Source organism: Flavobacteriales bacterium (assembly GCA_019694795.1).
Lineage (GTDB): Bacteria > Bacteroidota > Bacteroidia > Flavobacteriales_D > UBA2798 > UBA2798.
Map to the genome: position 1 here is coordinate 55,766 of JAIBBF010000008.1, position 20,997 is coordinate 76,762.

At 42.2% G+C, this 20,997-nt stretch carries 18 protein-coding genes; 8 read left to right on the forward strand and 10 right to left on the reverse strand.

The features are described from left to right. The first annotated feature begins 88 nt into the window (after positions 1-88). The 4 genes from K1X56_04585 (at position 89) to rimO (ending at position 8,595) form a co-directional block, all read left to right on the forward strand. Positions 89-5,602 (forward strand): PKD domain-containing protein, encoded by a 5,514-nt coding sequence (locus K1X56_04585; protein MBX7093975.1) that lies wholly within the window; start codon positions 89-91, stop codon positions 5,600-5,602. Positions 5,603-6,122: 520 nt separating this feature from the next. Continuing rightward, positions 6,123-6,554 carry a gliding motility-associated C-terminal domain-containing protein gene (locus K1X56_04590; protein ID MBX7093976.1) on the forward strand — a complete coding sequence of 144 codons (432 nt, stop codon included), beginning with the start codon at positions 6,123-6,125 and terminating at the stop codon, positions 6,552-6,554. A 25-nt stretch (positions 6,555-6,579) separates the two neighbouring features. Next, positions 6,580-7,209, forward strand: a complete 630-nt coding sequence (locus K1X56_04595) for a hypothetical protein (protein MBX7093977.1) — start codon at positions 6,580-6,582, stop codon at positions 7,207-7,209. A 75-nt stretch (positions 7,210-7,284) separates the two neighbouring features. Continuing rightward, positions 7,285-8,595 carry a 30S ribosomal protein S12 methylthiotransferase RimO gene (rimO, locus tag K1X56_04600; protein MBX7093978.1) on the forward strand — a complete coding sequence of 437 codons (1,311 nt, stop codon included), beginning with the start codon at positions 7,285-7,287 and terminating at the stop codon, positions 8,593-8,595. Here rimO and K1X56_04605 read toward each other — a convergent pair whose 3' ends face one another. The 9 genes from K1X56_04605 to K1X56_04645 all read right to left on the reverse strand — a co-directional run bounded on the left by K1X56_04605 (position 8,596) and on the right by K1X56_04645 (position 17,002). Next, positions 8,596-9,078, reverse strand: a complete 483-nt coding sequence (locus tag K1X56_04605; protein MBX7093979.1) for a tetratricopeptide repeat protein — start codon at positions 9,076-9,078, stop codon at positions 8,596-8,598. Between the two features lie 55 nt (positions 9,079-9,133). Continuing rightward, positions 9,134-9,562: a hypothetical protein gene (locus K1X56_04610; protein MBX7093980.1), complete on the reverse strand. Its 429-nt coding sequence runs from the start codon at positions 9,560-9,562 to the stop codon at positions 9,134-9,136. A 3-nt stretch (positions 9,563-9,565) separates the two neighbouring features. Further along, positions 9,566-9,829 (reverse strand): hypothetical protein, encoded by a 264-nt coding sequence (locus K1X56_04615; GenBank protein ID MBX7093981.1) that lies wholly within the window; start codon positions 9,827-9,829, stop codon positions 9,566-9,568. A 2-nt stretch (positions 9,830-9,831) separates the two neighbouring features. Next, on the reverse strand, positions 9,832-10,404 hold the full coding sequence (locus tag K1X56_04620; protein ID MBX7093982.1) for an RNA polymerase sigma factor: 573 nt from the start codon (positions 10,402-10,404) through the stop codon (positions 9,832-9,834). Positions 10,405-10,485: 81 nt separating this feature from the next. Next, the gene (groL, locus tag K1X56_04625; protein MBX7093983.1) at positions 10,486-12,114 is read right to left on the reverse strand and encodes a chaperonin GroEL; all 1,629 of its coding nucleotides are present in this window, start codon (positions 12,112-12,114) and stop codon (positions 10,486-10,488) included. A 54-nt stretch (positions 12,115-12,168) separates the two neighbouring features. After that, positions 12,169-12,468: a co-chaperone GroES gene (locus tag K1X56_04630; protein ID MBX7093984.1), complete on the reverse strand. Its 300-nt coding sequence runs from the start codon at positions 12,466-12,468 to the stop codon at positions 12,169-12,171. Positions 12,469-12,620: 152 nt separating this feature from the next. After that, positions 12,621-14,192, reverse strand: coding sequence for a gliding motility-associated C-terminal domain-containing protein (locus K1X56_04635; protein MBX7093985.1), 1,572 nt, complete (start codon positions 14,190-14,192; stop codon positions 12,621-12,623). 61 nt (positions 14,193-14,253) lie between these two features. Then, a complete protein-coding gene (locus tag K1X56_04640) occupies positions 14,254-15,138 on the reverse strand; it encodes a hypothetical protein (GenBank protein MBX7093986.1) in 885 nt (294 codons plus the stop codon). Next, entirely contained in the window at positions 15,131-17,002 is a 1,872-nt protein-coding gene (locus K1X56_04645) for a sulfatase-like hydrolase/transferase (protein MBX7093987.1), read from the reverse strand. The genes K1X56_04640 and K1X56_04645 overlap by 8 nt, the downstream gene beginning before the upstream one ends. 216 nt (positions 17,003-17,218) lie before the next feature. On the opposite strand from K1X56_04645, the gene K1X56_04650 reads away from it, so the two are divergent. Together K1X56_04650 and K1X56_04655 are read left to right on the forward strand one after the other, a co-directional pair. Next, complete coding sequence (locus K1X56_04650; GenBank protein ID MBX7093988.1) at positions 17,219-17,527, forward strand: nucleotidyltransferase domain-containing protein; 309 nt, start codon at positions 17,219-17,221, stop codon at positions 17,525-17,527. Further along, complete coding sequence (locus K1X56_04655; GenBank protein ID MBX7093989.1) at positions 17,517-17,852, forward strand: DUF86 domain-containing protein; 336 nt, start codon at positions 17,517-17,519, stop codon at positions 17,850-17,852. The genes K1X56_04650 and K1X56_04655 overlap by 11 nt, the downstream gene beginning before the upstream one ends. Positions 17,853-17,875: 23 nt before the next feature. Here K1X56_04655 and K1X56_04660 read toward each other — a convergent pair whose 3' ends face one another. Beyond that, positions 17,876-19,291, reverse strand: a complete 1,416-nt coding sequence (locus tag K1X56_04660; protein ID MBX7093990.1) for a right-handed parallel beta-helix repeat-containing protein — start codon at positions 19,289-19,291, stop codon at positions 17,876-17,878. A gap of 134 nt (positions 19,292-19,425) precedes the next feature. Here K1X56_04660 and K1X56_04665 point away from each other — a divergent pair, with 134 nt between their 5' ends. Further along, positions 19,426-19,683, forward strand: coding sequence for a type B 50S ribosomal protein L31 (locus K1X56_04665; GenBank protein MBX7093991.1), 258 nt, complete (start codon positions 19,426-19,428; stop codon positions 19,681-19,683). Between the two features lie 93 nt (positions 19,684-19,776). Next, entirely contained in the window at positions 19,777-20,949 is a 1,173-nt protein-coding gene (locus tag K1X56_04670; GenBank protein ID MBX7093992.1) for a GlmU family protein, read from the forward strand. The last annotated feature ends 48 nt before the right edge of the window (positions 20,950-20,997 follow it).

Sequence of the window (20,997 nt, forward strand, 5' to 3'; positions counted from 1 at the left end):
CCTAGTAGTTCCCTTCTGCTATTTCACCTAAAAATCCGCTTTTTTGCTCATTCTTTTGTCGATTGTCAACACTAGTTTTGGTATAGACATGAGACGCATTTTTTCCATAATCGTTTTTCTGCTCTTCGCACAGTTTTCCTCTGCGGTGGTCAATTTTACATCCACTACGCAATCGGGTTGTATTCCCTTTTCTGTTCAATTTACCGCTCAGGCACCCGGCGCTATTGCTTACCAATGGAGTTTTGGTAACGGATCTTATTCAAGTTTGCAAAACCCTTCCTGTTTGTATCAGAACGCGGGCGTGTACACCGTAAAATTAGTGGTGCAGTATTCCAATGGTAGTTCGGATTCCATCATTAAACCAAATTACATAACGGCTCATGCCTTGCCATCGGGTAGCATCGCTTTTAGTTCTGCTCAAACTTGTCCGGAAACGGGTTCGGTGGCATTTACATTATCCGGTTCCGGTTATCAATCGGTACTATGGAATTTTGGCGACGGAACCAATTCTTCATTGGTAAATCCTGCTCATACCTATATGAGTGCGGGGACATTTTTTCCTTCGGTGACCTTAATGGGAGCAGGGAATTGTCAGACCACCATTTCAAGTACAAATTCAATTACAATTCAACCTGTTTCACCTGCAAATTTTTCCGTTAACACCAATTTGATTTGCGGAATGAATAATCCAGCAGTGTTTAATGGTCCCTCCGGAATGAACAATTACAATTGGAATTTTGGAGATAATACTTCTGCTGTTACCGAAGATCCGCAACACGTGTATACATCACCCGGTGCCTATTATCCGCAATTGATAGTAACGAATACTTTTGGTTGTAAAGATACCTTTATTGCAGCAGTACCTGTTACGGTTCAGGCGAATCCTACCGCGCAATTAAGTGCATCGGCCTATACCGGTTGTGCGCCGCTTTCCATTAATTTCAATTGCAGTTCTGTGCCTGGTGCTATACAATACCAATGGAATTTTGGTGATGGAGGCAGTGCTTCGGGACAAAGTATTTCACATTCGTACACACAGGCAGGCAATTATCATGTTACTTGCACTGTGTTAATGTCGACCGGTTGTTCTTTTCAGTTTGACTTAAACAATAACATCGTTATTCCTCCCTTGCCGGTGCCATCATTTACTTCCGGACCAACATCGGGTTGCGCTCCGTTTTCTGTTCAATTCAACAACACTTCGCAAAACGCAACAAGTTATAGCTGGAATTTTGGAGATGGAGGAACATCCACACAAATTCATCCCAATCATACTTTTTTAAACAACGGAAATTTTACGGTTGTTCTGCATGCCTACAATGCTGCGGGATGTGAAGTCAACACCGTTGCCACCAATCTGGTGAATGCCATTCGTGTGGTGCCCTCTTTTACAACAAGTAATAACAGCGGTTGTGGTCCGCTTACCGTTCAGTTTACGAATTCAACACAGGGATTGGGTTTGAATCAATACCTCTGGTATTTTGGTGATGGAACGACTTCCAATGCGTTAAATCCTTCTCACACGTATCAATATCCGGGAATTTATGCTGTATCGCTGGTTGCCATCACACCACAAGGTTGCAGAGACTCGGTAAATATTCCGAACAGTGTAAATGTGCTAAATCCTGCAGCCAGTTTTCCAATTAGTGGAACAGTGCAAGGATGCGCACCTTTTACCACTCATTTTACCGATTCCACTTTTAATGCTTATACCTGGCAATGGAATTTTGGCGACGGAACCACCTCTACGCAGCAAAATGTTACGCATGTTTATCAGCAACCCGGTCAATACAATGTTTCTCTTGCCATCATGATTCAGGGCGGTTGTTCCTTATTATTTCCCAATTACAAAACCGTAAAAGTGGGTCGTATTGAATCTACACCGCTGGTTACGACGGATTGTAATACCGGACAAATCACATTAACGGATACACTTGCTGTTCCGCATACCACCAGCTGGGCTTATTCCGGAAATACCTACACGGGTGCTAACGTTACCAATGTTGTTCCACCCGGAAATATTTATTCGTTAACCATGACCATTACCGATTCACTCGGTTGCGTTACCACACATGTTTCTCCATTCGGAATTAATACTATTTCTTGTGGTGGAGGTGGAGGTGCCGGAGTTCCCGGTGGAAATGGAAATGTAACGCTTCCATATTTCCAACCTCAGTTGTATGGTTGTGGTCCATTTACGGTCGATTTTATTTATCCCGGATGGAATGGTGTTCAATTTATACAATGGAATTTTGGTGATGGAACTACATCTAATCAAATCAATGATCAGCATACCTATTCAGGAAATGGTGTTTATACGGTAAGTTTACAAGTGAACAACAATGGCATGAATCAGATCATTCAGTTTCCGGATATGATTCACGTATCAACCATACAATCGCAATTTTCAATTTCGCATTTACCCGGTTGCATCGATTCTTCACTGGTGATGCAGGATTTTACCAATGGAGCAGTAGCATGGAATTGGTTGGTGAATGGTCAGGTTTTTAATTCGAACAATGCACTGACAAATCTGGCAATGCCTGCGGGAATTTCAGATTTATCTATTTCTTCACTGGTGATGAATGCGCAAGGTTGTGTATCTACCTCTTCGCAATCGGTGTATGCATCTACCATTTTAACGGCATGGTCCAACGACTACCTGGTATGCGATGGTCAACCTGTTACCTTGGGTTGTTCCATGGCCAACATGCAATTGTACGATTGGGATTTCGGTGATGGTCAACATTCCTCCTTACCAAATCCAACCCACAATTATCAAACAGCCGGAAATTATTTTCCTTCTGTAACAGTGCTAGCACAAAATGGATGTTCCTATCACGCAGTGATACCACAGGCGATTGTAAGTTATGTACCACATCCGGAATTCACCATTCTGCCGCAATCGTCCTGCACTTCTTTAACGGTTTCATTCAACAATTTATCTACGGGATATGCCCTTCCGTTAAATAGTTTTATGTTCTGGAATTTTGGAGATGGAACAACGAGTCACGTTTTAAATCCTACACATACCTATCAATTACCTGGAACCTATACCGTATCACTTGGTGTTGGTGGCGGTGGTTGTTTCCATTATGCTTATGCTACGGTAACGGTGGGCGATTTTAATGCGACCTTAAATACACATCAGCTTCACAATTGTTTGCCTGCAGATGTCAATTACTCCGTAACCGCACCTGGATTTAGTGCAGCGCAATGGAATTTTGCAGATGGACAAACAGCAATTGGATCTTCCGTATCGCATGTTTATCAAAATTACCCTGCTACTTTTGGTTCTGTAATTGTGAGTGATTACCGTGGTTGTACAGATACACTTTCACTGCCGGGTATTACTCAGTTCACCGCTTATGCAAGTACACAAAATGATTTAGGTTGCGCTCCATTGCAAACGGCGTTTAACGGACTTGCTCCTTTTTGTACGGGTAGTTGGAATTTTGGTGATGGAACTACTTCCAATGGAATAGTGTTAAATCATACTTATTCGAATCCCGGTTCTTATTCGGCCTATTTTATTGCTACCGATACCACAGGTTGTGTAGATACTGCTTTTGTTAATCCGGTAGTGGTGCAGGGACCTCAAATTTCTATTGCTGCAGATACGCTTGCAGGTTGTTTTCCATTGGGCGTAAATTTTTCTTCCAGTACACAAAATGCAGTAAGTGTATTATGGAATTTTGGTAATGGGTCAACATCTGTACTGAACAATCCTTCCTATTTGTATCCCGATAATGGAACCTATTCGGTATATGCAGTTGCAAGTTCTGCCAATGGTTGCACCGATACTTCCAATGTATTATCGATAAATGCCATTGGTCCCGACGCCATCATTTCAGGTCCCGGCTTTAGTACTTGTCCCGAAACGAATGTCTCCTTTCAGCAATCGTCCAACAACGCCGTAACCTATTTATGGAATTTTGGAGATGGAGCAACATCCGCATTAGCGAATCCTGATCACATTTATGTGCAATCCGGAAATTACAATGTCATGCTTCAGGTGAGCGATTCATTAGGTTGTACTGATATAGCAGTAGCCAATAATTTTGTAACGGTGTATAACGATCCTCAACCCCAATTAATCCTTATCGATTCCATCGGATGCGCACCGCTGCTTTGCCATTTTCAGTGGAATGCTATAGTTGGAAATGGATCGGTGATTTATTTCGGCGATAATACTTCTCAGCCAATCAATGCACAAAATGTTAGTCACACCTATACCCAAGCCGGAATTTATCATCCATACCTCTTATGGAACTCTGCGCATGGTTGTACGGATACAGTGCATTTACCTTCCATTCTTGTCCGTGAGATTCCGGATGTAAGTATTCATTTACAAAATTCAGGTAATTGCGCGCCGGTACAGGTGGAGTTAAGTGTGAACGCCAATGTGCCGATTAATGGATTTCAATGGTCGTTAAATGGACAAAATGTTTCTTCTTCTTCAGTTTATTCCACCATATTAAATCCGGGTAATTATATTTTTTCAGGTGTGTTTACCGATCAGTTTGGTTGCAGAGATACAGTAGTTTTAAACACCGCTGTGAATGTAGGAGATACTACAGCACCTGTTCAGGTCGACCTGAAACGTGTGAGTGTTTTAAATTCATCCATGGTAACCATTGAATGGAATCCTGCAAGTGGAAATGGACTTGCAACATATACCTTATACCGTAGTTCGGCCTATGGAAATAATTTTCTTCCCATTGCAGTAATTCCTGTTAACGGATTTCCGGCGTATGTCGACAGCTCCATCAATCCTTTAAACAATTCCTGGTGTTATTATGTGGTTGCGAATGATAGTTGCGGACGAAACAGCATTCCTTCTGACATCCATTGCACCATTGAAAACAGTGCTCATTTTGCAGGAAATAATCAGGTGGATATTCACTGGAATGTTTATAGTGGTGCTGTTGTAAACAGTTATCGTGTTTGGCGTAAAAAACCATTGGCTACACAGTTTATTCCTTATACCACCGTGTTCAATAATAAAAATGGTGAATACATCGATACACAGGCTGTTTGTTCGGGTGAATATGTTTACCTCATTGAGGCGATGAATCTTGATGGAACATCTCTCAACTCCTGGAGCGATACGGCGATTGTAAATGTAAATGGAATTGATGTAAGTGGAATGAGTTCCAGAATCATTCGTTCAACGGTTATCGATGATGCCAGGGTGTTAACGGAATGGACCACCGACTCATCTTATTCTGTATTTGTTTCGTATGTGGAATTATATAAATCCATAAATGAGGGTCAGACATTCTCACTGGTAACCTCATTTCCGGGATCAAGCGGGGTTTATATCGACAATGATGTAATGGTCGATAAAAAATCATATCTCTATAAAGTGAGAGCCATAAGTGTTTGCGAAAGTACATTGGAAGAATCCAACCTGGGATCTTCCATCTTGTTACAATCCGAACGCATGGATGATTTTACCATTCGTCTGTTTTGGTCGGAATATAAAAACTGGAATACCGGTGTAGCCAGCTATGAAATTCAAAAGTTGGATGCCTTCGGAAATTGGGTTACCGTAGAGGTAGTTCCCGGTAATACAACGGAGATTCAAATCCGCGAATAATTTCATTTTTTTTTATTTGTTGCACTGTTTTTTTTCGTCACTTAAGATGAAAAGCTCATTTGTTTTTCTAAAAAAGCAATGGGTAGTTGAGCAATAAATTCACCTTGATTATAAATGGAAAGTGCATTTCCAATAATGGGAATTCATCCCGTTGTCAGAAAATGATTTTTTTTTCATTGCAGAAATTACGGAAGAAAAAAACAGTGAATCATTTTGTTTCTATACTATAATTCTTCGGAATGCCTTTATAATAAAGGGTTTTGCAAGGGTAGGTAATTCTACGCAGCCCGTTTTGGTTTTTCTACCAACGCAAAAATTACTGTAGAAATTACTGCGTGTATTTACTCAGTACATCTACCTGATGCCTTTGCAAAAATGAGAATAAAGCATCGTGTTTTTTGCAAGAAGATCTTGCAGTTTTCCCTATGAAAAAACTTCTTTTTTGTCACTTACAAATTGGGTGTATATGAGGTTTTAATCCGCTCATGGTCGGGATACATTTGATTTAAACGAACGAACCATGAAAACTATCACTGCCATCGTTTTCTTTCTGACACTTGCCACTGTAAGTTTCGCTCAGAACAATGCCGGATCTACCACTTATAGAGTAGTAGCAACGCAAAATGGAAATACTGCTATAACAAGTGTATCCAATACCATTGAAGTAAGTTCTCCTTCTTCCGTTTTTATTCCTAACGCATTTACTCCCGATGGTGATGGTATTAACGATACCTGGATGCCGGTGTTGACCAATGTAGATGAAGTTCGCTTGAGTGTTTTCAATCGTTGGGGTGAAGAGATTTTTACAGGATCAGAAGGACACCAATCCTGGGATGGCACCTTTAATGGTGAATCAGTTCCACAAGGTGTTTATGTCTATCAAATCCGTGCCTGGTCAAAAGATCATTCCAAATGGTACGATTACAGCGGATCTGTAACGCTTGTTAAATAATCAGCAAAAACCAAAAAATCATACTATGAAATCGTTAGTTCTTCTTTTTATGAGTCTGTCGGCCGGAGCATTCGCTCAGCAGATCGTTCAAGTGCAAACTGAAAATGTAATGGAGGAAGTCATTCCTGATGCATCGAAAGTGAAATTCGTTAACGGGGTTAACTATCATGTCTATTCCTTTAATGAAAAATCAGCCCACTGTACGTATGTCCTCCAGCGGAAAGTGAAAGATGGTCAATGGGAAATGATTGGTACCAAGGACGGACTCCAATCGCCGAATGGGTTGATGCTGACCTATTGTTTTAAAGATTCGGTTGTAAGTCCTGACGATGTTCAATACCGAATGATGAAGGCCTATCAAAAATCGCATTTGGTGGTGGATAACAGCATGCAGGTAAATTCTGATGTAAAGCAGGTTCAGGATAAAGTGATTTGTCACGTAGTGGGGAAAAAAATAATTGTTTGTTTCAACGAAGAAGTTGCTTCTGCAAAAATTTCATTGTTTCGCTTAAACGGCGATCTGGAAACTGAGAAAGAATACAGCAAGGTTCCGGGATTGGAATTGGAAGTCAACCCCCAGGTTTCCGGCGATTTTTATGTGCTGGTGGAGTTCAACGGATTAACGGTTTGTCCGGGTATCATATCGATCAGTTAAGTCATGGCCGTTGCTCCTTTATTTATGGTTTCAGATGAATTCCCTGATTTCAGGAAAGATTCTGATATTTGCAGCATGAAAACAAAAACGCTCCGCAAAAACAAGGTGAATGTGATCACGCTGGGTTGCTCTAAAAATATTTTCGATTCGGAAGTGTTGATGGGTCAACTCAAAGCCAATCAATTTGAAGTTGAGCACGAAAGCACAAGTGATGATTCCTCGATTGTGATTATCAATACCTGCGGATTTATTGAAAATGCCAAACAGGAAAGTATCGATACCATATTGCAATTTGCGGAGGCGAAGAAAAAGGGACTGGTAGAAAAAGTGTATGTGACCGGATGTTTAAGTGAACGCTACAAACCCGATCTCGAGCGCGAAATTCCCGAAGTGGATGCCTTTTTTGGAACACGCGATTTACCGCGTTTATTAAAAACCCTCAAGGCCGATTATAAAAAAGAATTAGTGGGCGAACGTTTGTTAACCACTCCGGCGCATTATGCCTACTTTAAAATTGCAGAAGGATGTGATCGTCCCTGTTCTTTCTGCGCCATTCCACTCATGCGTGGAAAACATGTTTCTGTCCCCATTGAAACATTGGTGGATAATGCTAAATCGCTTGCTAAAAACGGAACCAGGGAATTGCTGGTCATTGCACAGGATTCTACGTATTACGGACTCGATTTGTACAAAGAGAGAAAACTGGCGACTTTATTATCCAAATTAAGTGAAGTAGAAGGAATCGATTGGATTAAGCTGCATTATGCTTTTCCAAGTGGATTTCCGGAAGATGTGCTGGATGTAATCCGCAACAATCCGAAAGTCTGCAATTACCTCGATATGCCCTTGCAGCACATCAGCGATTCCGTTTTAAAAAGCATGAAGCGCGGAACCACCAAGCAAAAAACAATTGATCTCGTCAATACCATTCGCGATAAAGTTCCGGGCATTGCCATTCGCACTACACTCATATCGGGTTACCCGGGTGAAACGCAAAAGGATCATGAAGAAATGTTGCGTTGGGTAGAAGATTCCCGTTTCGATCGTTTGGGTGTGTTCACCTATAGTCACGAAGAAAATACCGGTGCTTTTGCATTAAACGACGATGTGGATCCGGAGGTAAAAATGCAACGTGCCAATGAAATTATGGAGTTGCAGCAGGGAATTTCGGCGAGTTTAAATGCAGAAAAAGTAGGCCGCACCTTTCAGGTGATTGTGGATCGAAAAGAAGGAAAAAATTATATCGGAAGAACGGAACATGATTCTCCGGAAGTTGATAATGAAGTCCACATTTCGGGTGCCGACTACCTACGTATTGGCGATTTTGTAAATGTGAAAATTGAATCGGCAGATCCTTACGATTTATTCGGGAAAGTAATGGCCTGATTAATTTTCCTCGATGCGAAACATCGTATAATGCAGGTTTTTCTGAATGGCCCAGTCGAGATATCGCTTAGCGTTGTTCTTGTGAAACTCGTCTTTACTTTCCAGGTATAATTCGTAGGAAAGTCGCGATAAGTAAAGTAAAACACGCGGACATTGCGGCTGCTGGTTGCGGTACATAAATAAATCCGCCAAGGCTTCCTGGTACTGCTTTAAATCAAGATATAATCGTCCACGCCGTAAATAAGCCAGGCTCATATTCGGATTGGCTTCGATGGCTTCGGTGTAAAAGGTGATGGCTTTTTCGGTTTGACCTTCCTCTTCGAGATTAACGGCGATATGGAATAAATCGAGCGAACGTTCAAAACGATCATGCGCTTCCGATTCGTTAAAACCGGCGGGCGATTTAATGGAAACGGGACTCTCCATTAAATCCAATTGATAATGCGGTGAAACAGTTACCATACGATCAAATATAACCTTCAAACGCAAAAAATGTTGAAACGTTGCCTTACAGATTTGAACAGGCAATGGTTAACAGCTATCGGGGTTTTGGAGGGGCCATTTTGCGGACGGCTTCAGCAATAATTTCATCGAAACGTTCTTGTTGCCTGGGTTCACAGATTTTACGCAACGCTTGAAAATGCTGGTAGGTAATGCGCTCAACTTCACCCTGAAGACCTGCAATGGAGTCGATAAGAGCGGAAGATTCTTCGGGCGAACCCGCATACAATCGATCGCGCAGTTCGCCCATTTCATCGCGAATGGAGGTAACGGCGGCATGGTGTTCATCTCTTAATATTCGGTATTGTTCTTCCTGCTTATCGCTGAGTTGAAGTTCGTGCACCAAAAAATGGTAAGCTTCCAGACCAGGGTGGGGTGGACGACGGAATAAGAGGAATCCGGTCAACACCAAATTCATCAGAATCAAGGCAACAATCAGAAAAATAATTTTTCTCGAAGTATTCATGGCTTAAAATTGTAAATCAGTTGAACCGAAAAAACTATTCTCAATGGCTTCTGTCCCGCTGATTGATGTAGCGGATTTACGAATGGCGTAAGTGTTTACCAAAAGTAAAACCAGAACACCAACAGCCAGGGTTAAAAACAATTTTCTGTCGGAGGGACGCTCCTTCATTTTGAAAATGATTTTTTCTTCCATCCAATAAGAAGGGTCCACAGCAGAAATCCGTTCACCGAGTGAAAGAATTTTATCGATGGATTTTTCGTTTTGCATGTTTATTTCAGTTTATGTTTTAATTCTTCTCTTAATTTTTTATTCGCTCTCACCAATAAGGATTCCACTGCTCCGATAGTAGTATTCATAATCGCAGCCACTTCATCTTGTTTTAATCCCTCCATGCGTGCCAGCACAAATGCTGTTCTTTGCTGATCGGGTAATAATTCAATAGCGGCGTATAACATTTCTGCTTCTTCTTTATCTTCCAGCATCACCCCCGGGTGATTCAAATTCCGGGGTTCTAATTGACCCAGATCGCTTAATCCGAAAATTTTTCCCCATCGTTTTTTTCGTTTTCCCGCCTTGATGTGATCCAGCGATTTCCGAATGGCAATGCGGTAGATCCAGGTCGACAACTTACTTTCTCCTCTGAATTTCGAAACCGAATGAAACAACTCAATAAAAACCTCCTGCGTTAAATCTTCCGCTTCCTCCAATCGGGGTACCATTTTTAATATGGCGTTCAAAACCAACTTACCGTATAACTGAAAAGCTATACGATAGGCTTTCTCTTTACGGGCAATAAGTCCGCGTATGAGTTCCTGTTCTTCCACCGGTTGGAGATTCATCATTATGACGACAAAATCGAAAGAATCCTGCACAAAAAGAAAAACCCGGGCATAACCCGGGTTTTTTTATTGAATTAATTGAGTTTAATACATGTCTTCCATTCCGCCCGGCATAGCAGGAGCAGCGGCTTTTTTCTCTTTTTTCTCACTCAGCACACATTCAGTAGTAAGAATCATGGAAGCGATTGATGCTGCATTTTCCAATGCTACACGGCTAACTTTAGTAGGATCGATTACACCGATTTTAAACATGTTCTCGAATTTTTCGGTAGCAGCATTATAACCGAAATCATCTTTCCCTTCTTTTACCTTGTTCACAATCACCGAACCTTCCAGTCCGCCATTTTCCACAATCTGGCGCAGCGGGGCTTCTAATGATCGGCGAATGATATCTACACCGGTTTTTTCATCTTCATTTTCTGTTTTAACCGCATCGAGTGATGGAATAGCACGAATAAATGCTGTACCTCCACCGGCAACAATTCCTTCTTCTACAGCAGCGCGTGTGGCGTGCAAAGCATCATCTACACGGTCTTTCTTTTCTTTCATTTCCACTTCGGTTGCAGCTCCTACATAAAGCACGGCAACTCCACCGGAAAGTTTTGCAAGACGCTCCTGTAATTTTTCGCGATCGTAATCGGAAGTGGTATTGTCGAGTTGTGCTTTAATCTGACCAATTCTGGCTTTAATGGCATCTGCTGTTCCCTTGCCGTTCACGATGGTGGTATTATCCTTGTCGATCGCAATTTTTTCGCAGCTTCCGAGGTGGGTAATATCTGCTGCATCTAAGCGGTATCCTTGTTCTTCGCTGATTACGGTACCACCGGTAAGAATAGCAATATCTTCCAGCATGGCTTTTCTGCGGTCGCCAAATCCCGGAGCTTTAACGGCGGCAATTTTTAATGCACCGCGTAATTTATTTACTACCAAAGTCGCTAATGCTTCACCATCTACATCTTCGGCAATAATCAATAATTGTTTTCCTTGTTGAGCTACTTGTTCAAGAACGGGGAGAATATCTTTCATCGAGCTTACCTTTTTATCGGTAATCAGAATGTAAGGCTTCTCCAGTTCGGCAATCATTTTTTCGGTATTGGTTACGAAGTAAGGAGAAAGATATCCGCGGTCGAATTGCATACCTTCTACGGTTTTTACTTCCGTTTCAGTTCCTTTTGCTTCTTCAACGGTAATTACACCTTCTTTCCCCACTTTTGCCATCGCTGTGGCAATGAGTTTTCCAACGGTTTCATCGCCATTGGCTGAGATGGTAGCTACCTGTTCAATTTTTTTATTGTCGTCGCCCACCAATTGCGATTGTGCTTTCAGTGAATTAACCACCGCTGCAACTGCTTTTTCAATTCCGCGTTTTAAATCCATCGGATTTGCCCCGGCAGCTACATTTTTCATTCCCGCAGCAACAATCGCCTGCGCTAAAACGGTAGCCGTCGTGGTTCCGTCGCCCGCAACATCAGCGGTTTTCGAGGCGACCTCCTTAAGCATCTGCGCTCCCATATTGGCAACGGGATCTGCAAGTTCAATTTCTTTGGCTACTGAAACGCCGTCTTTAGTGACATGCGGTGCGCCGAATTTTTTTTCAATGACTACGTTGCGGCCTTTTGGACCCAGCGTAACTTTTACAGCGTTCGCTAAGGTGTCAACACCTTTTTTTAATGCTTCGCGCGATTCAATGTCGAATGAAATATCTTTTGCCATAATGGATTGTATTTAAATAAATGATTGTTTTAGTTCAATTGAATATTAATCGCGTTAGAGAATCGCATAAATATCGCTTTCGCGCATAATGAGGTATTCTCTTCCGTCGATGGAGATTTCAGTGCCGGAATATTTACCGTATAAAACGGTATCGCCCACTTTTACCGTAAGCGGTTCATCTTTTTTTCCATTACCAACCGCTACCACTTTTCCTTGTTGTGGTTTTTCTTTCGCTGTGTCGGGAATAATAATTCCACCGGCAGTTTTCGTTTCAGCCTGGGCAGCCTCAACAAGAACGCGGTCCGCCAGCGGCTTCACTTTCACTTCTACTTTTTCTAAAGTTGCTGTTGCCATAAAAATTTAATTTTTTGAGATGAAACATGAATGAGGTACAAGGGCAATGACAAAGCCTGTACCAAAGGGAAAAGCAGGAAAAAATGGCAGAGAGGGGAGAAAAAATGACAGCAAAAAAAATCCCGCAACTGCGGGATTTTCAATTATTGGTTTTATTTCTTTTCTCTGAAGAGGGTAAGGGGGTATTGACTGGTAACGTCTTTATCTCCAAATACACCGGTGAGTATTACGTAGTAAGTGCCTTCAGGAAGTTCTTTACCATTTTTGTTGGTGCCATCCCATTTGAATTCCACTTCCGAAGATTCGTACACCAATTGTCCCCAGCGATTATAAATCTGAACCGTTAAGGCATCCCAGCAAGGATTCGGTGTCCCTTCAATTTTAAAGAAGTCGTTCACATTATCACCATTAGGTGAAAATACATTCGGAACAATTTCTTCAATACCACTTGGAGGAATTACATTGATGTTTACAATACGATGGATGGAATTGGTATCGCCACTACAACCGAGGGAGTAGGCTTGAACATCCAATTCAAATCCGGGTACTAATAAATCTTCACATTGTGTAGGCCAGCAATAACGCAAACCAACAGCACCCTGCGCCACCCACGATCCGGCAATGAATTGTGGAGCAGGAAGTAAAATTGAATCGGGTAAACCAGTTGTGCTATCCGTATAATTAAAATAGTAAAGAGTGTCTGGACTAAATTGATAAGGTTCAGGCAAAGTTAAAACGGCTCCATCACCAAAGGTGTTCGAACTCAAAATAATAGAAACGGTATCTGTTACATCCGGATCTTGTACAACGATATCAAAACATCCGGAGCTCAAAACCTGAATGTCCACCGTGTCAGGAAGGTAAATCGATGGAAGATCATCGAACACACAATTCAATGCCGAATACTGCACATCGCGTATGGTTTCGCCGATTTTAACGCCATTTCTGTATTCTTCCACACGCACTGCAAAAACATAAGTACCCAGTGCATTGGGAGCTACCGTAATAATTCCGGTTTGGGAGTTGATCGACATCACCGGTGTGCCGCCGCAAATATTACCAAGGTTGTAAGGAGCTAACCAGTTTACCGTGGTCCAGGGCATGGAGCCGGTATTGTCGGTATAAGGTTCAACCAAAGAATAAACCAATGAATCACCATCGGCATCGGTAACATTCGGATCAATCAATTTTACTGCATCCACACAGAAATAACCGTCGGAAGGGTAGGGACCAAAATCGGGGGTGGAATTTCCGCCGCTAATGGCAGGGTCCGGAAGTGCAATGTAAAAGGTGGATCCTTGAATATCGGGTTGGTTGAGGTTGTCGATAATCATGTTTCTGCAACAGATATCCCAAGCAAAATAATATCCGTTCGGGTTGTTGGCCAATACCACCGTGGTGATGAAATAATATTCCTCCACACAAATTCCCGTAGGGGTATAACACTCGTCGCCTAATGTCACCGGGGTGATGGTCGGGTTGGTCATGTCGAAGGTCATTACCTGCAGATTCGTCACCTTATCGTACACCCTTACCGGTGTAGCACCCGAAGGGGTGATGGTGGCTGCGGGACTCCCGTTAATACAGTCGCGGTAAACCCGCAGTTCTACCTGAAAAGTATTGGGTGCGGTTTGGTTAACTTGAAAATTTCCGCCGATTACGTGACTCGCCCAAGTGGTGGTTGTCAGCATTAATCCGGTTAAGAATAAAAAAATACGCTTCATTTGGATGTGTTTGAATGCAGACGAATATACGACAAAATAGGTTGCAGGCGCGACCATTAAATCAGGGTAAGAGGATTCTCAAACTGCGACTTAAAATCCGGATGTTTATATCTGAATCACTGATAACCAATGGATCGCCGTCGATATGAATGCGGTTAAAACGATGATTTCTAATTTGAAAAAAAGAACCTTCCATACGGGTAAATTTACCCGAGCGATCGAGTCGGCCCCCCAATGAGCGAAGGAATAAGGAAGGGAACGAATGCAGTTTTACGCGTTCCAATGCGCAAACGGCAAGTTGACCATCCATGGCATTGGCTTTAGCATCGATGATGACGCCATTACCGTATTGGCTCACATTGGCAACGGTAATGAGAAAGGGTTCGAGTTTAATTTCTTCCGAGCCATTGCTCAGGGTGCAGGCTTGAGCTTTGTATTTCGACCATTCCCGCAGGACTACCTTGGCATAACCTTGTAAACCGCGCTGACCCAAAGCTGCAAACTCATGGGCAATATGAGCGTCGAATCCCATTCCTGCAAAACCAAAAAATGGAATTTCATTGAGCAATCCCACATCTGTTTTTTTAGAACTGCCACTGTTGATTAATGCGATGGCTTTACGGGTGGCAAGCGGGATTTTATGGTGACGCGCAATTCCGTTTCCGCTGCCGGTGGGAATGATGGCTAATGTACTTTCAGAATGCATTAAAGCGCGACCCGCTTCATTGATGGATCCATCACCACCAACAATGGCGATAATGGGAATAGAAGCGTTAACGGCTTCCTTCGCCAGATCGTAGGCGTGACCCGCATGTTGGGTATAGGCAATATCGAAGGAGAATTTATCGCAGTCGAGATGATGGGGCAATAATTGTTCAAGCTTTTTTTGTTTGCCAATTCCCGAAATCGGATTGATAATAAACCGTATGTGTTGTTTTTCACTCAACGGTCATTTTGTTTTTGATGTGGGTATTGTTATAAACCTGAACTACTGATTTAATCAGTTTTGTCATATACGGTGCTTGCGGATCGCTGCTTAGAATATTCTTTTCACAGAGTGAATCTTCGGGTAATTTGAATAAAGCAATCGGATCTTCGCCGGCAAATTGAATTAGGTAATCTTTTGTCACCAATTGGTGAATGTCATTAACCATCATATAAGCCAACCCTTCATTGTTTTCAAACACGCTTTGTCCGTAGGCAAAAAACTGCATATCATAACCCAGGTAATCCATTACCGAAGGTAAAATATCAGCCTGCGAAACCACCTTATCGTTTTTTCCTTTTAATGTAGAATCGCCGGGGTGGAAAAAGACCAGCGGAATGCGGTATCTTCCCTCAACACCTGCGTAATACGGATCCTGCGAATCGCCGGTATGGTCGGCCGTGATTATAAAAAGGGTATTTTTATACCAATCGGTTTTCTTCATGCGATCGAAAAAACGTCTGAGCGCGAAATCGGCATATTCCACCGCGTTTTCCATGGGGATTTGCGATTTATTAAAAACCTTGGCGTATTTATCCGGAAAATTGTAGGGGTGATGCGAAGTGATGGAGAATAAAATGCCGACTTGCGGTCGCGGATAGGAGATGAGTTTATCGGCAAAAAACTGGAAAAACTCTTCATCGTGAATTCCCCAGTTACCGTTAAAATAGCGATCGTCGTTAAATTCACTTCTTCCGTTATAATCATCAAACTGGGCAAGTTTGCAGAAATTATCGAATCCCATCGATCCGTTGGTGGCTCCGTGAAAATAGGAACTGTGATAACCGTATTTTTTTAACAGCGTTCCAAATGAAGTAATCCGGTTGGCATTATACCTGGAAGTAATAAAAGGTTCCGGCATAAAGGTAGGCAGCGATGCCATTACGGCGGGAGTCCCTTCTATAGATCGTTTTCCATTGGCATAGGCGTGCGTAAACATTAGCGATTCCCCAATGAGCGAATCTAAAAATGGAGCACAGCTTCGTTCTCTTCCGCAATAGGACTGCAGGTAGTGGGTGGAATAACTTTCCATTAAAAAAACCACCACATTACAGTTGGGATGAGAAAATTTTCCGCTCACTTTCCGAATCGGATTATACACTTTTGCTACTTCTTCATCACTGTAAAAGTGAAACTCCGTTAAGCCGGGTTGTCCCCATGTTTTCACCATGGTAAATGGTGTATTGAGCACAATCGGTAAATTGGCTGGGGAAGTGTATTGAGAAGCCGTGATAACCGAAATAGGTTTTAAGCCAAAACCACCACGCGCAATCAATATAAAAATTCCGATGGAAAGAACGAAAACAACAGATTGGGGCAGGTAGCTGAAATGGGATTCTGTTTCCTTTTTTTTCGTTCTGCGATAAAGCCAAAAGCAAAGTCCGAATACCATAGCCACCAGAATGGCAACCCACCAATAATCGCGAAAAACACTGGGCAAAATATTTTCGGCATCCGATCCAAAACTCAAAATGGTAAATAGATCGGCTGTTGAGCGCTTGGCGGTGAATTGAATAAATTTTACATCGATGCAATTCAGAATAATGCTCACGAGATTAATCAGGTGAAACGAAAAATCGCGCAGGAGGAGCAGGTGTTTTTGTTTTCGGAAATGAAGGGGAACCAGCGATAAAAAAATGAAGGGTGAAAAAAACATGGCAACGGTAGCCGCGTCGAAATAAATTCCGTACACAAAATCCATCATTTTCCAATCGGGAAACATGCCGGAGTTAAAAGCGAAAAAAATGATCCTGCACAGCATAAAGCCCAACATGGCTATACCCAGACGAATCAATAACAAGCGTAAATTGGATAAGTGCTGCATTGCAACAAAGATAAGAGTCTGCTTTAAAGTGGAGCTCTAAAACAAATATAAATAAGTGGAATTTATCTGATTGATTGAGCGGTAATTGATGAGATGATAGAGGACCTATTAAGGCAAGAGGACGATGGGAAATTTCTGTATTCTGTCAATATTTCGGATCTTAATTGTGTCGAGTGGACAGAAATATGCGTGTTTAAAAATCGTATATTTGTTAAGATGATTCCTGTAATTGAAAATAACCTCACAGAACTAAAACATTTATGCCAATCGCATAAGGTGAAAAGTATGGCTTTGTTTGGATCTGCTGCCAATGGTGTTTATGGGGAAGCAAGTGATATTGATTTACTGGTTCAGTTTATTCCGGAATTGGATATTCTGGACTATGCCGATAATTATTTTCAATTTTTAGAAAAACTGGAGCAATTGTTAGGTAAAAAAATTGATTTGGTTAATGTTGCTTCCATTAAAAATCCGGTATTGAAATCTGAAGTTGATCGTTCGAAAATAGAATTGTATGCAGCTTAGGATACTGAAGTATATTTTAGATATCGAAACCGTAATTGCAGAAATTAATCTGATAAAGATTAAAGCCAATAATAATTTTCACACTTTTTCTACGGATATTTTACTTCAGCGTGCAGCTGAAAGAGATCTGGAAATTATAGGAGAGGCAGTGAAAAAGATTATGGAGCTAGATCCGAAGGCTCCAATCAGCTCAACAAAAAATATTATCGGCTTAAGAAATAGAATTTCTCATGCCTATGATTCCATAGAACCTGAAATGGTTTGGTCAATTATTCAAAAGGATAATCCCTTATTGGAAGATCAATTAGTGCAATACAAAAAATAAGCAATACATCGGTTGCTGATTTCTTAATGAAACTCAAAACATCCAATGTCGGGTATCACATCCCGGCTGGCATGATCGAGGTCGAAATCGATGCGGAACAGAACATTGCCGTTATCGCGACAAGGCGAATTGGAACCCAGGTGATAATCCTGGTTATTGGCATCCACGAAAATGGGGAATACGTTTTTTACTACGGAAATATAGTGACTCGTATTGCTGAGGTCCTGATCGCTCTTGATGTAACAGGTATTGAACACATGATCTCCTAAAGCACCGGGATTCATATTCACTACAAATTCATTGTCCTTGTTCCCGTAAATGATACTGTTACTTACTTCGGCTTGCAGATCGACCAACACCGTAGCTCCGCTGTTGTCGTAAAAGAAATTGGCCATTCCAAATGCGGGTACACCACGATCGTTGATGCTCCAGTAATTTGCAAAGGTGCAGTGATTGATATGTACAAAGCCTCCGCCGGTGCAAAGGAAAGCGTACTGACCACAATTGTTCACCATGCAATTGGTCATGCTCATATCGCCGGCCACATTGTTCCAAACGCCGAAGTTCGACATATTCTCAATGCGCAAATAATTCATGGTGATGGGATCGATGTGACCCGTAATGCTCTCTACACGAATACCCACCGAAGCATTTCTGATTTCGCAATCTTCCAAAGCAGATGGTCCCGCCTCGAGGAAAATGATTCCCGACCATTGTCCGGGTAGTGAATCATAATCGGGTTCCAAACGATCGCCCTGAAAAATAATTTTAGAACCGGGCGTTCCAATGGCCTGAAGTTTACCGCTGTTGTAAACGACGAGTGCCGAATTGACATGCGAATAAATTTTAGTTCCGGGTTGAATGGTCAGCAAACAGGCAGAGTCCACCACCGGATATCCGTAAATCACATGTGGTTTATCATTGGTCCAAACATCATTACAAGGCAATTCGAAAAATGGAGATGTAGCTCCACTTGGCGGCGTGTGAAAATAGGCGTCCTGTCCCCAGGCCACAAGGTCCACATCCTGCACATTGCCATTGCTGACGAACAAAATAGAATCGGTCACCAGCATGGGGGTGCTTGCTGAATTCGGATCGAGTGTTACCTCTATAAAAATGTACATACTGTCGCCCGCCTCAATTTCGATATCCGAAAAACTGGTTCCGGGTACACCATCTACATTCATTCTGAACATGTTTCCTGCAGCTCCGGCCAGATAGATGCGGTCGATTTTTAATTTACCCCGGTTGTTGTTGTACACCTTTAATTGTCGGGTAGTGGAGCCCACCGTGGTGAAGAGGGTGTCGAAAATTATAGTGTCGTTCGAGAAGTCCAGCCTGGCCGAACCATCCTCCAAAACCCGGTCTTTCCTGCACGAAATCAGTGCAATGGAGAGGAGTAGGGGGACAAATAACAGCAGTCTGCTTCGTTTTTTCATGGGGACACAAATATACAGATAATGAAATACGCTTTTTATTTGCGATTATTGCAGGAATTGCTGCTTTAAGGCAGAATTTATTTGGAGGTATATTTTATTTTACTACATTTGCAGCCCGATTACTGTCACGCATTATGAAAAAAGACATTCATCCAGAGAATTACAGATTGGTTGTGTTTAAAGACATGTCCAACGATTATAGTTTTGTTTGCCGCTCTTGCGCAGAAACAAAAGACACTATTGTGCATACCGACGGCGTTGAATACCCGCTGGTAAAGCTTGATATTTCGTACACTTCGCATCCCTTCTTCACCGGTAAGGTGAAATTGGTGGATACTGCAGGTCGTATCGATAAGTTCAAGAGCCGTTACGACAAGTTCAAGAAAAACTAATCGTTTTTTGTTCATACCGAAAACCCTGTCATACACTGGCGGGGTTTTTTTGTTGTGGTTTACTGAGCTTTGAAATGTTATATTTGAGTCAGCATGAAAATTTGTTTGTTCGACGATAAAGAGTGGGATCAACTGCTTCCGCTCACCTACACCCGCTCGGTTTCGGATGTACGGGTAGGAATTTTAACCCTGCGCGAAAAATGGGAAAAACGTTCCGGAATGGAGTGTTCCGTTTATACCCGTGCTTATCTCCAGAATAAATATCCATCGGAAAAAGTCCAGGGCGAATACCTGCTCATTAACAGTGCATGCATCGCTACGGCGGAATTGTTTCATGCGGTTTTTGAATTGAAAAAAGGTCAGCAACTCGAGGGACGATTAGGCTGGATTGCCAAACGTGGAGAAGGGGATCCGCTGAATGATCATGCTACGTTTGAAACGGTGATTTTTAAAGGGACAGAAGCGCGCGTTTCTTTTCCCTGGGATGTGTTTTCTTTAAACCGGATTGCACTCGAGGAAGATTTTGAATTGCTGACTCATCACCGCGTGTCGCAAATGTTGTCTTCTACCAATACGGTTATTGGAAATGGAAAAATATTCCTGGAAGAGGGAGCAAGAGTTGAGGCCTGTATTTTAAATGCAACGGATGGACCCATTTACCTCGGCAAGGATGCAGAAATCATGGAGGGTTCTATGATTCGTGGCGGATTGGCATTGGGAGAGCATTCTACGTTAAAACTGGGGACAAAAATTTATGGTCCCACCACCATTGGTCCACATTGCAAAGTAGGCGGCGAAATTTCGAATTCGGTAATTTTCGGTTATTCCAATAAAGCGCATGATGGATTTTTAGGTAATTCGGTATTGGGAGAATGGTGCAATTTGGGTGCAGATACCAATAATTCGAATTTGAAAAACAATTACGGAATGGTAAAGGCATTTAGTCCTGCCCAGGCTGAAATGATTTCTACGGGATTGCAGTTTTGCGGTTTAATAATGGGCGATCATTCCAAATCCGGAATCAATACCATGTTCAACACCGGCACGGTTGTAGGTGTTAATGCCAATGTATTTGGCGGCGGTTTTCCTCCTAAACACATTCCTTCTTTTTTCTGGGGCGGAGCAGATGGATTTGAAACCTTTGAACTGGAGCGTTCATTTGATGTTAGTCAACGTGTCATGTCGCGCCGTTCCCTCAGTTTCACCGACACCGATCGTGAAATAATGCGCCATATTTTCAATGTTACTGCAAAATTCAGGTCCTGATCTGCAATTTTTCTGACGATTTTGCATTATTCTTTCAATGGCACGGTC

Bases quoted from the DNA above. Each gene is read 5' to 3' on its own strand.
- groL (MBX7093983.1), bottom strand. From the start codon at position 12,114: ATGGCAAAAGATATTTCATTCGACATTGAATCGCGCGAAGCATTAAAA.
- K1X56_04665 (MBX7093991.1), top strand. From the start codon at position 19,426: ATGAAAAAAGACATTCATCCAGAGAATTACAGATTGGTTGTGTTTAAA.
- K1X56_04645 (MBX7093987.1), bottom strand. From the start codon at position 17,002: ATGCAGCACTTATCCAATTTACGCTTGTTATTGATTCGTCTGGGTATA.
- K1X56_04620 (MBX7093982.1), bottom strand. From the start codon at position 10,404: ATGATGAATCTCCAACCGGTGGAAGAACAGGAACTCATACGCGGACTT.
- K1X56_04610 (MBX7093980.1), bottom strand. From the start codon at position 9,562: ATGAATACTTCGAGAAAAATTATTTTTCTGATTGTTGCCTTGATTCTG.
- K1X56_04635 (MBX7093985.1), bottom strand. From the start codon at position 14,192: ATGAAGCGTATTTTTTTATTCTTAACCGGATTAATGCTGACAACCACC.
- K1X56_04590 (MBX7093976.1), top strand. From the start codon at position 6,123: ATGAAAACTATCACTGCCATCGTTTTCTTTCTGACACTTGCCACTGTA.
- K1X56_04585 (MBX7093975.1), top strand. From the start codon at position 89: ATGAGACGCATTTTTTCCATAATCGTTTTTCTGCTCTTCGCACAGTTT.
- K1X56_04630 (MBX7093984.1), bottom strand. From the start codon at position 12,468: ATGGCAACAGCAACTTTAGAAAAAGTAGAAGTGAAAGTGAAGCCGCTG.
- K1X56_04660 (MBX7093990.1), bottom strand. From the start codon at position 19,291: ATGAAAAAACGAAGCAGACTGCTGTTATTTGTCCCCCTACTCCTCTCC.
- K1X56_04615 (MBX7093981.1), bottom strand. From the start codon at position 9,829: ATGCAAAACGAAAAATCCATCGATAAAATTCTTTCACTCGGTGAACGG.
- K1X56_04650 (MBX7093988.1), top strand. From the start codon at position 17,219: ATGATTCCTGTAATTGAAAATAACCTCACAGAACTAAAACATTTATGC.
- K1X56_04655 (MBX7093989.1), top strand. From the start codon at position 17,517: ATGCAGCTTAGGATACTGAAGTATATTTTAGATATCGAAACCGTAATT.
- K1X56_04595 (MBX7093977.1), top strand. From the start codon at position 6,580: ATGAAATCGTTAGTTCTTCTTTTTATGAGTCTGTCGGCCGGAGCATTC.
- K1X56_04670 (MBX7093992.1), top strand. From the start codon at position 19,777: ATGAAAATTTGTTTGTTCGACGATAAAGAGTGGGATCAACTGCTTCCG.
- rimO (MBX7093978.1), top strand. From the start codon at position 7,285: ATGAAAACAAAAACGCTCCGCAAAAACAAGGTGAATGTGATCACGCTG.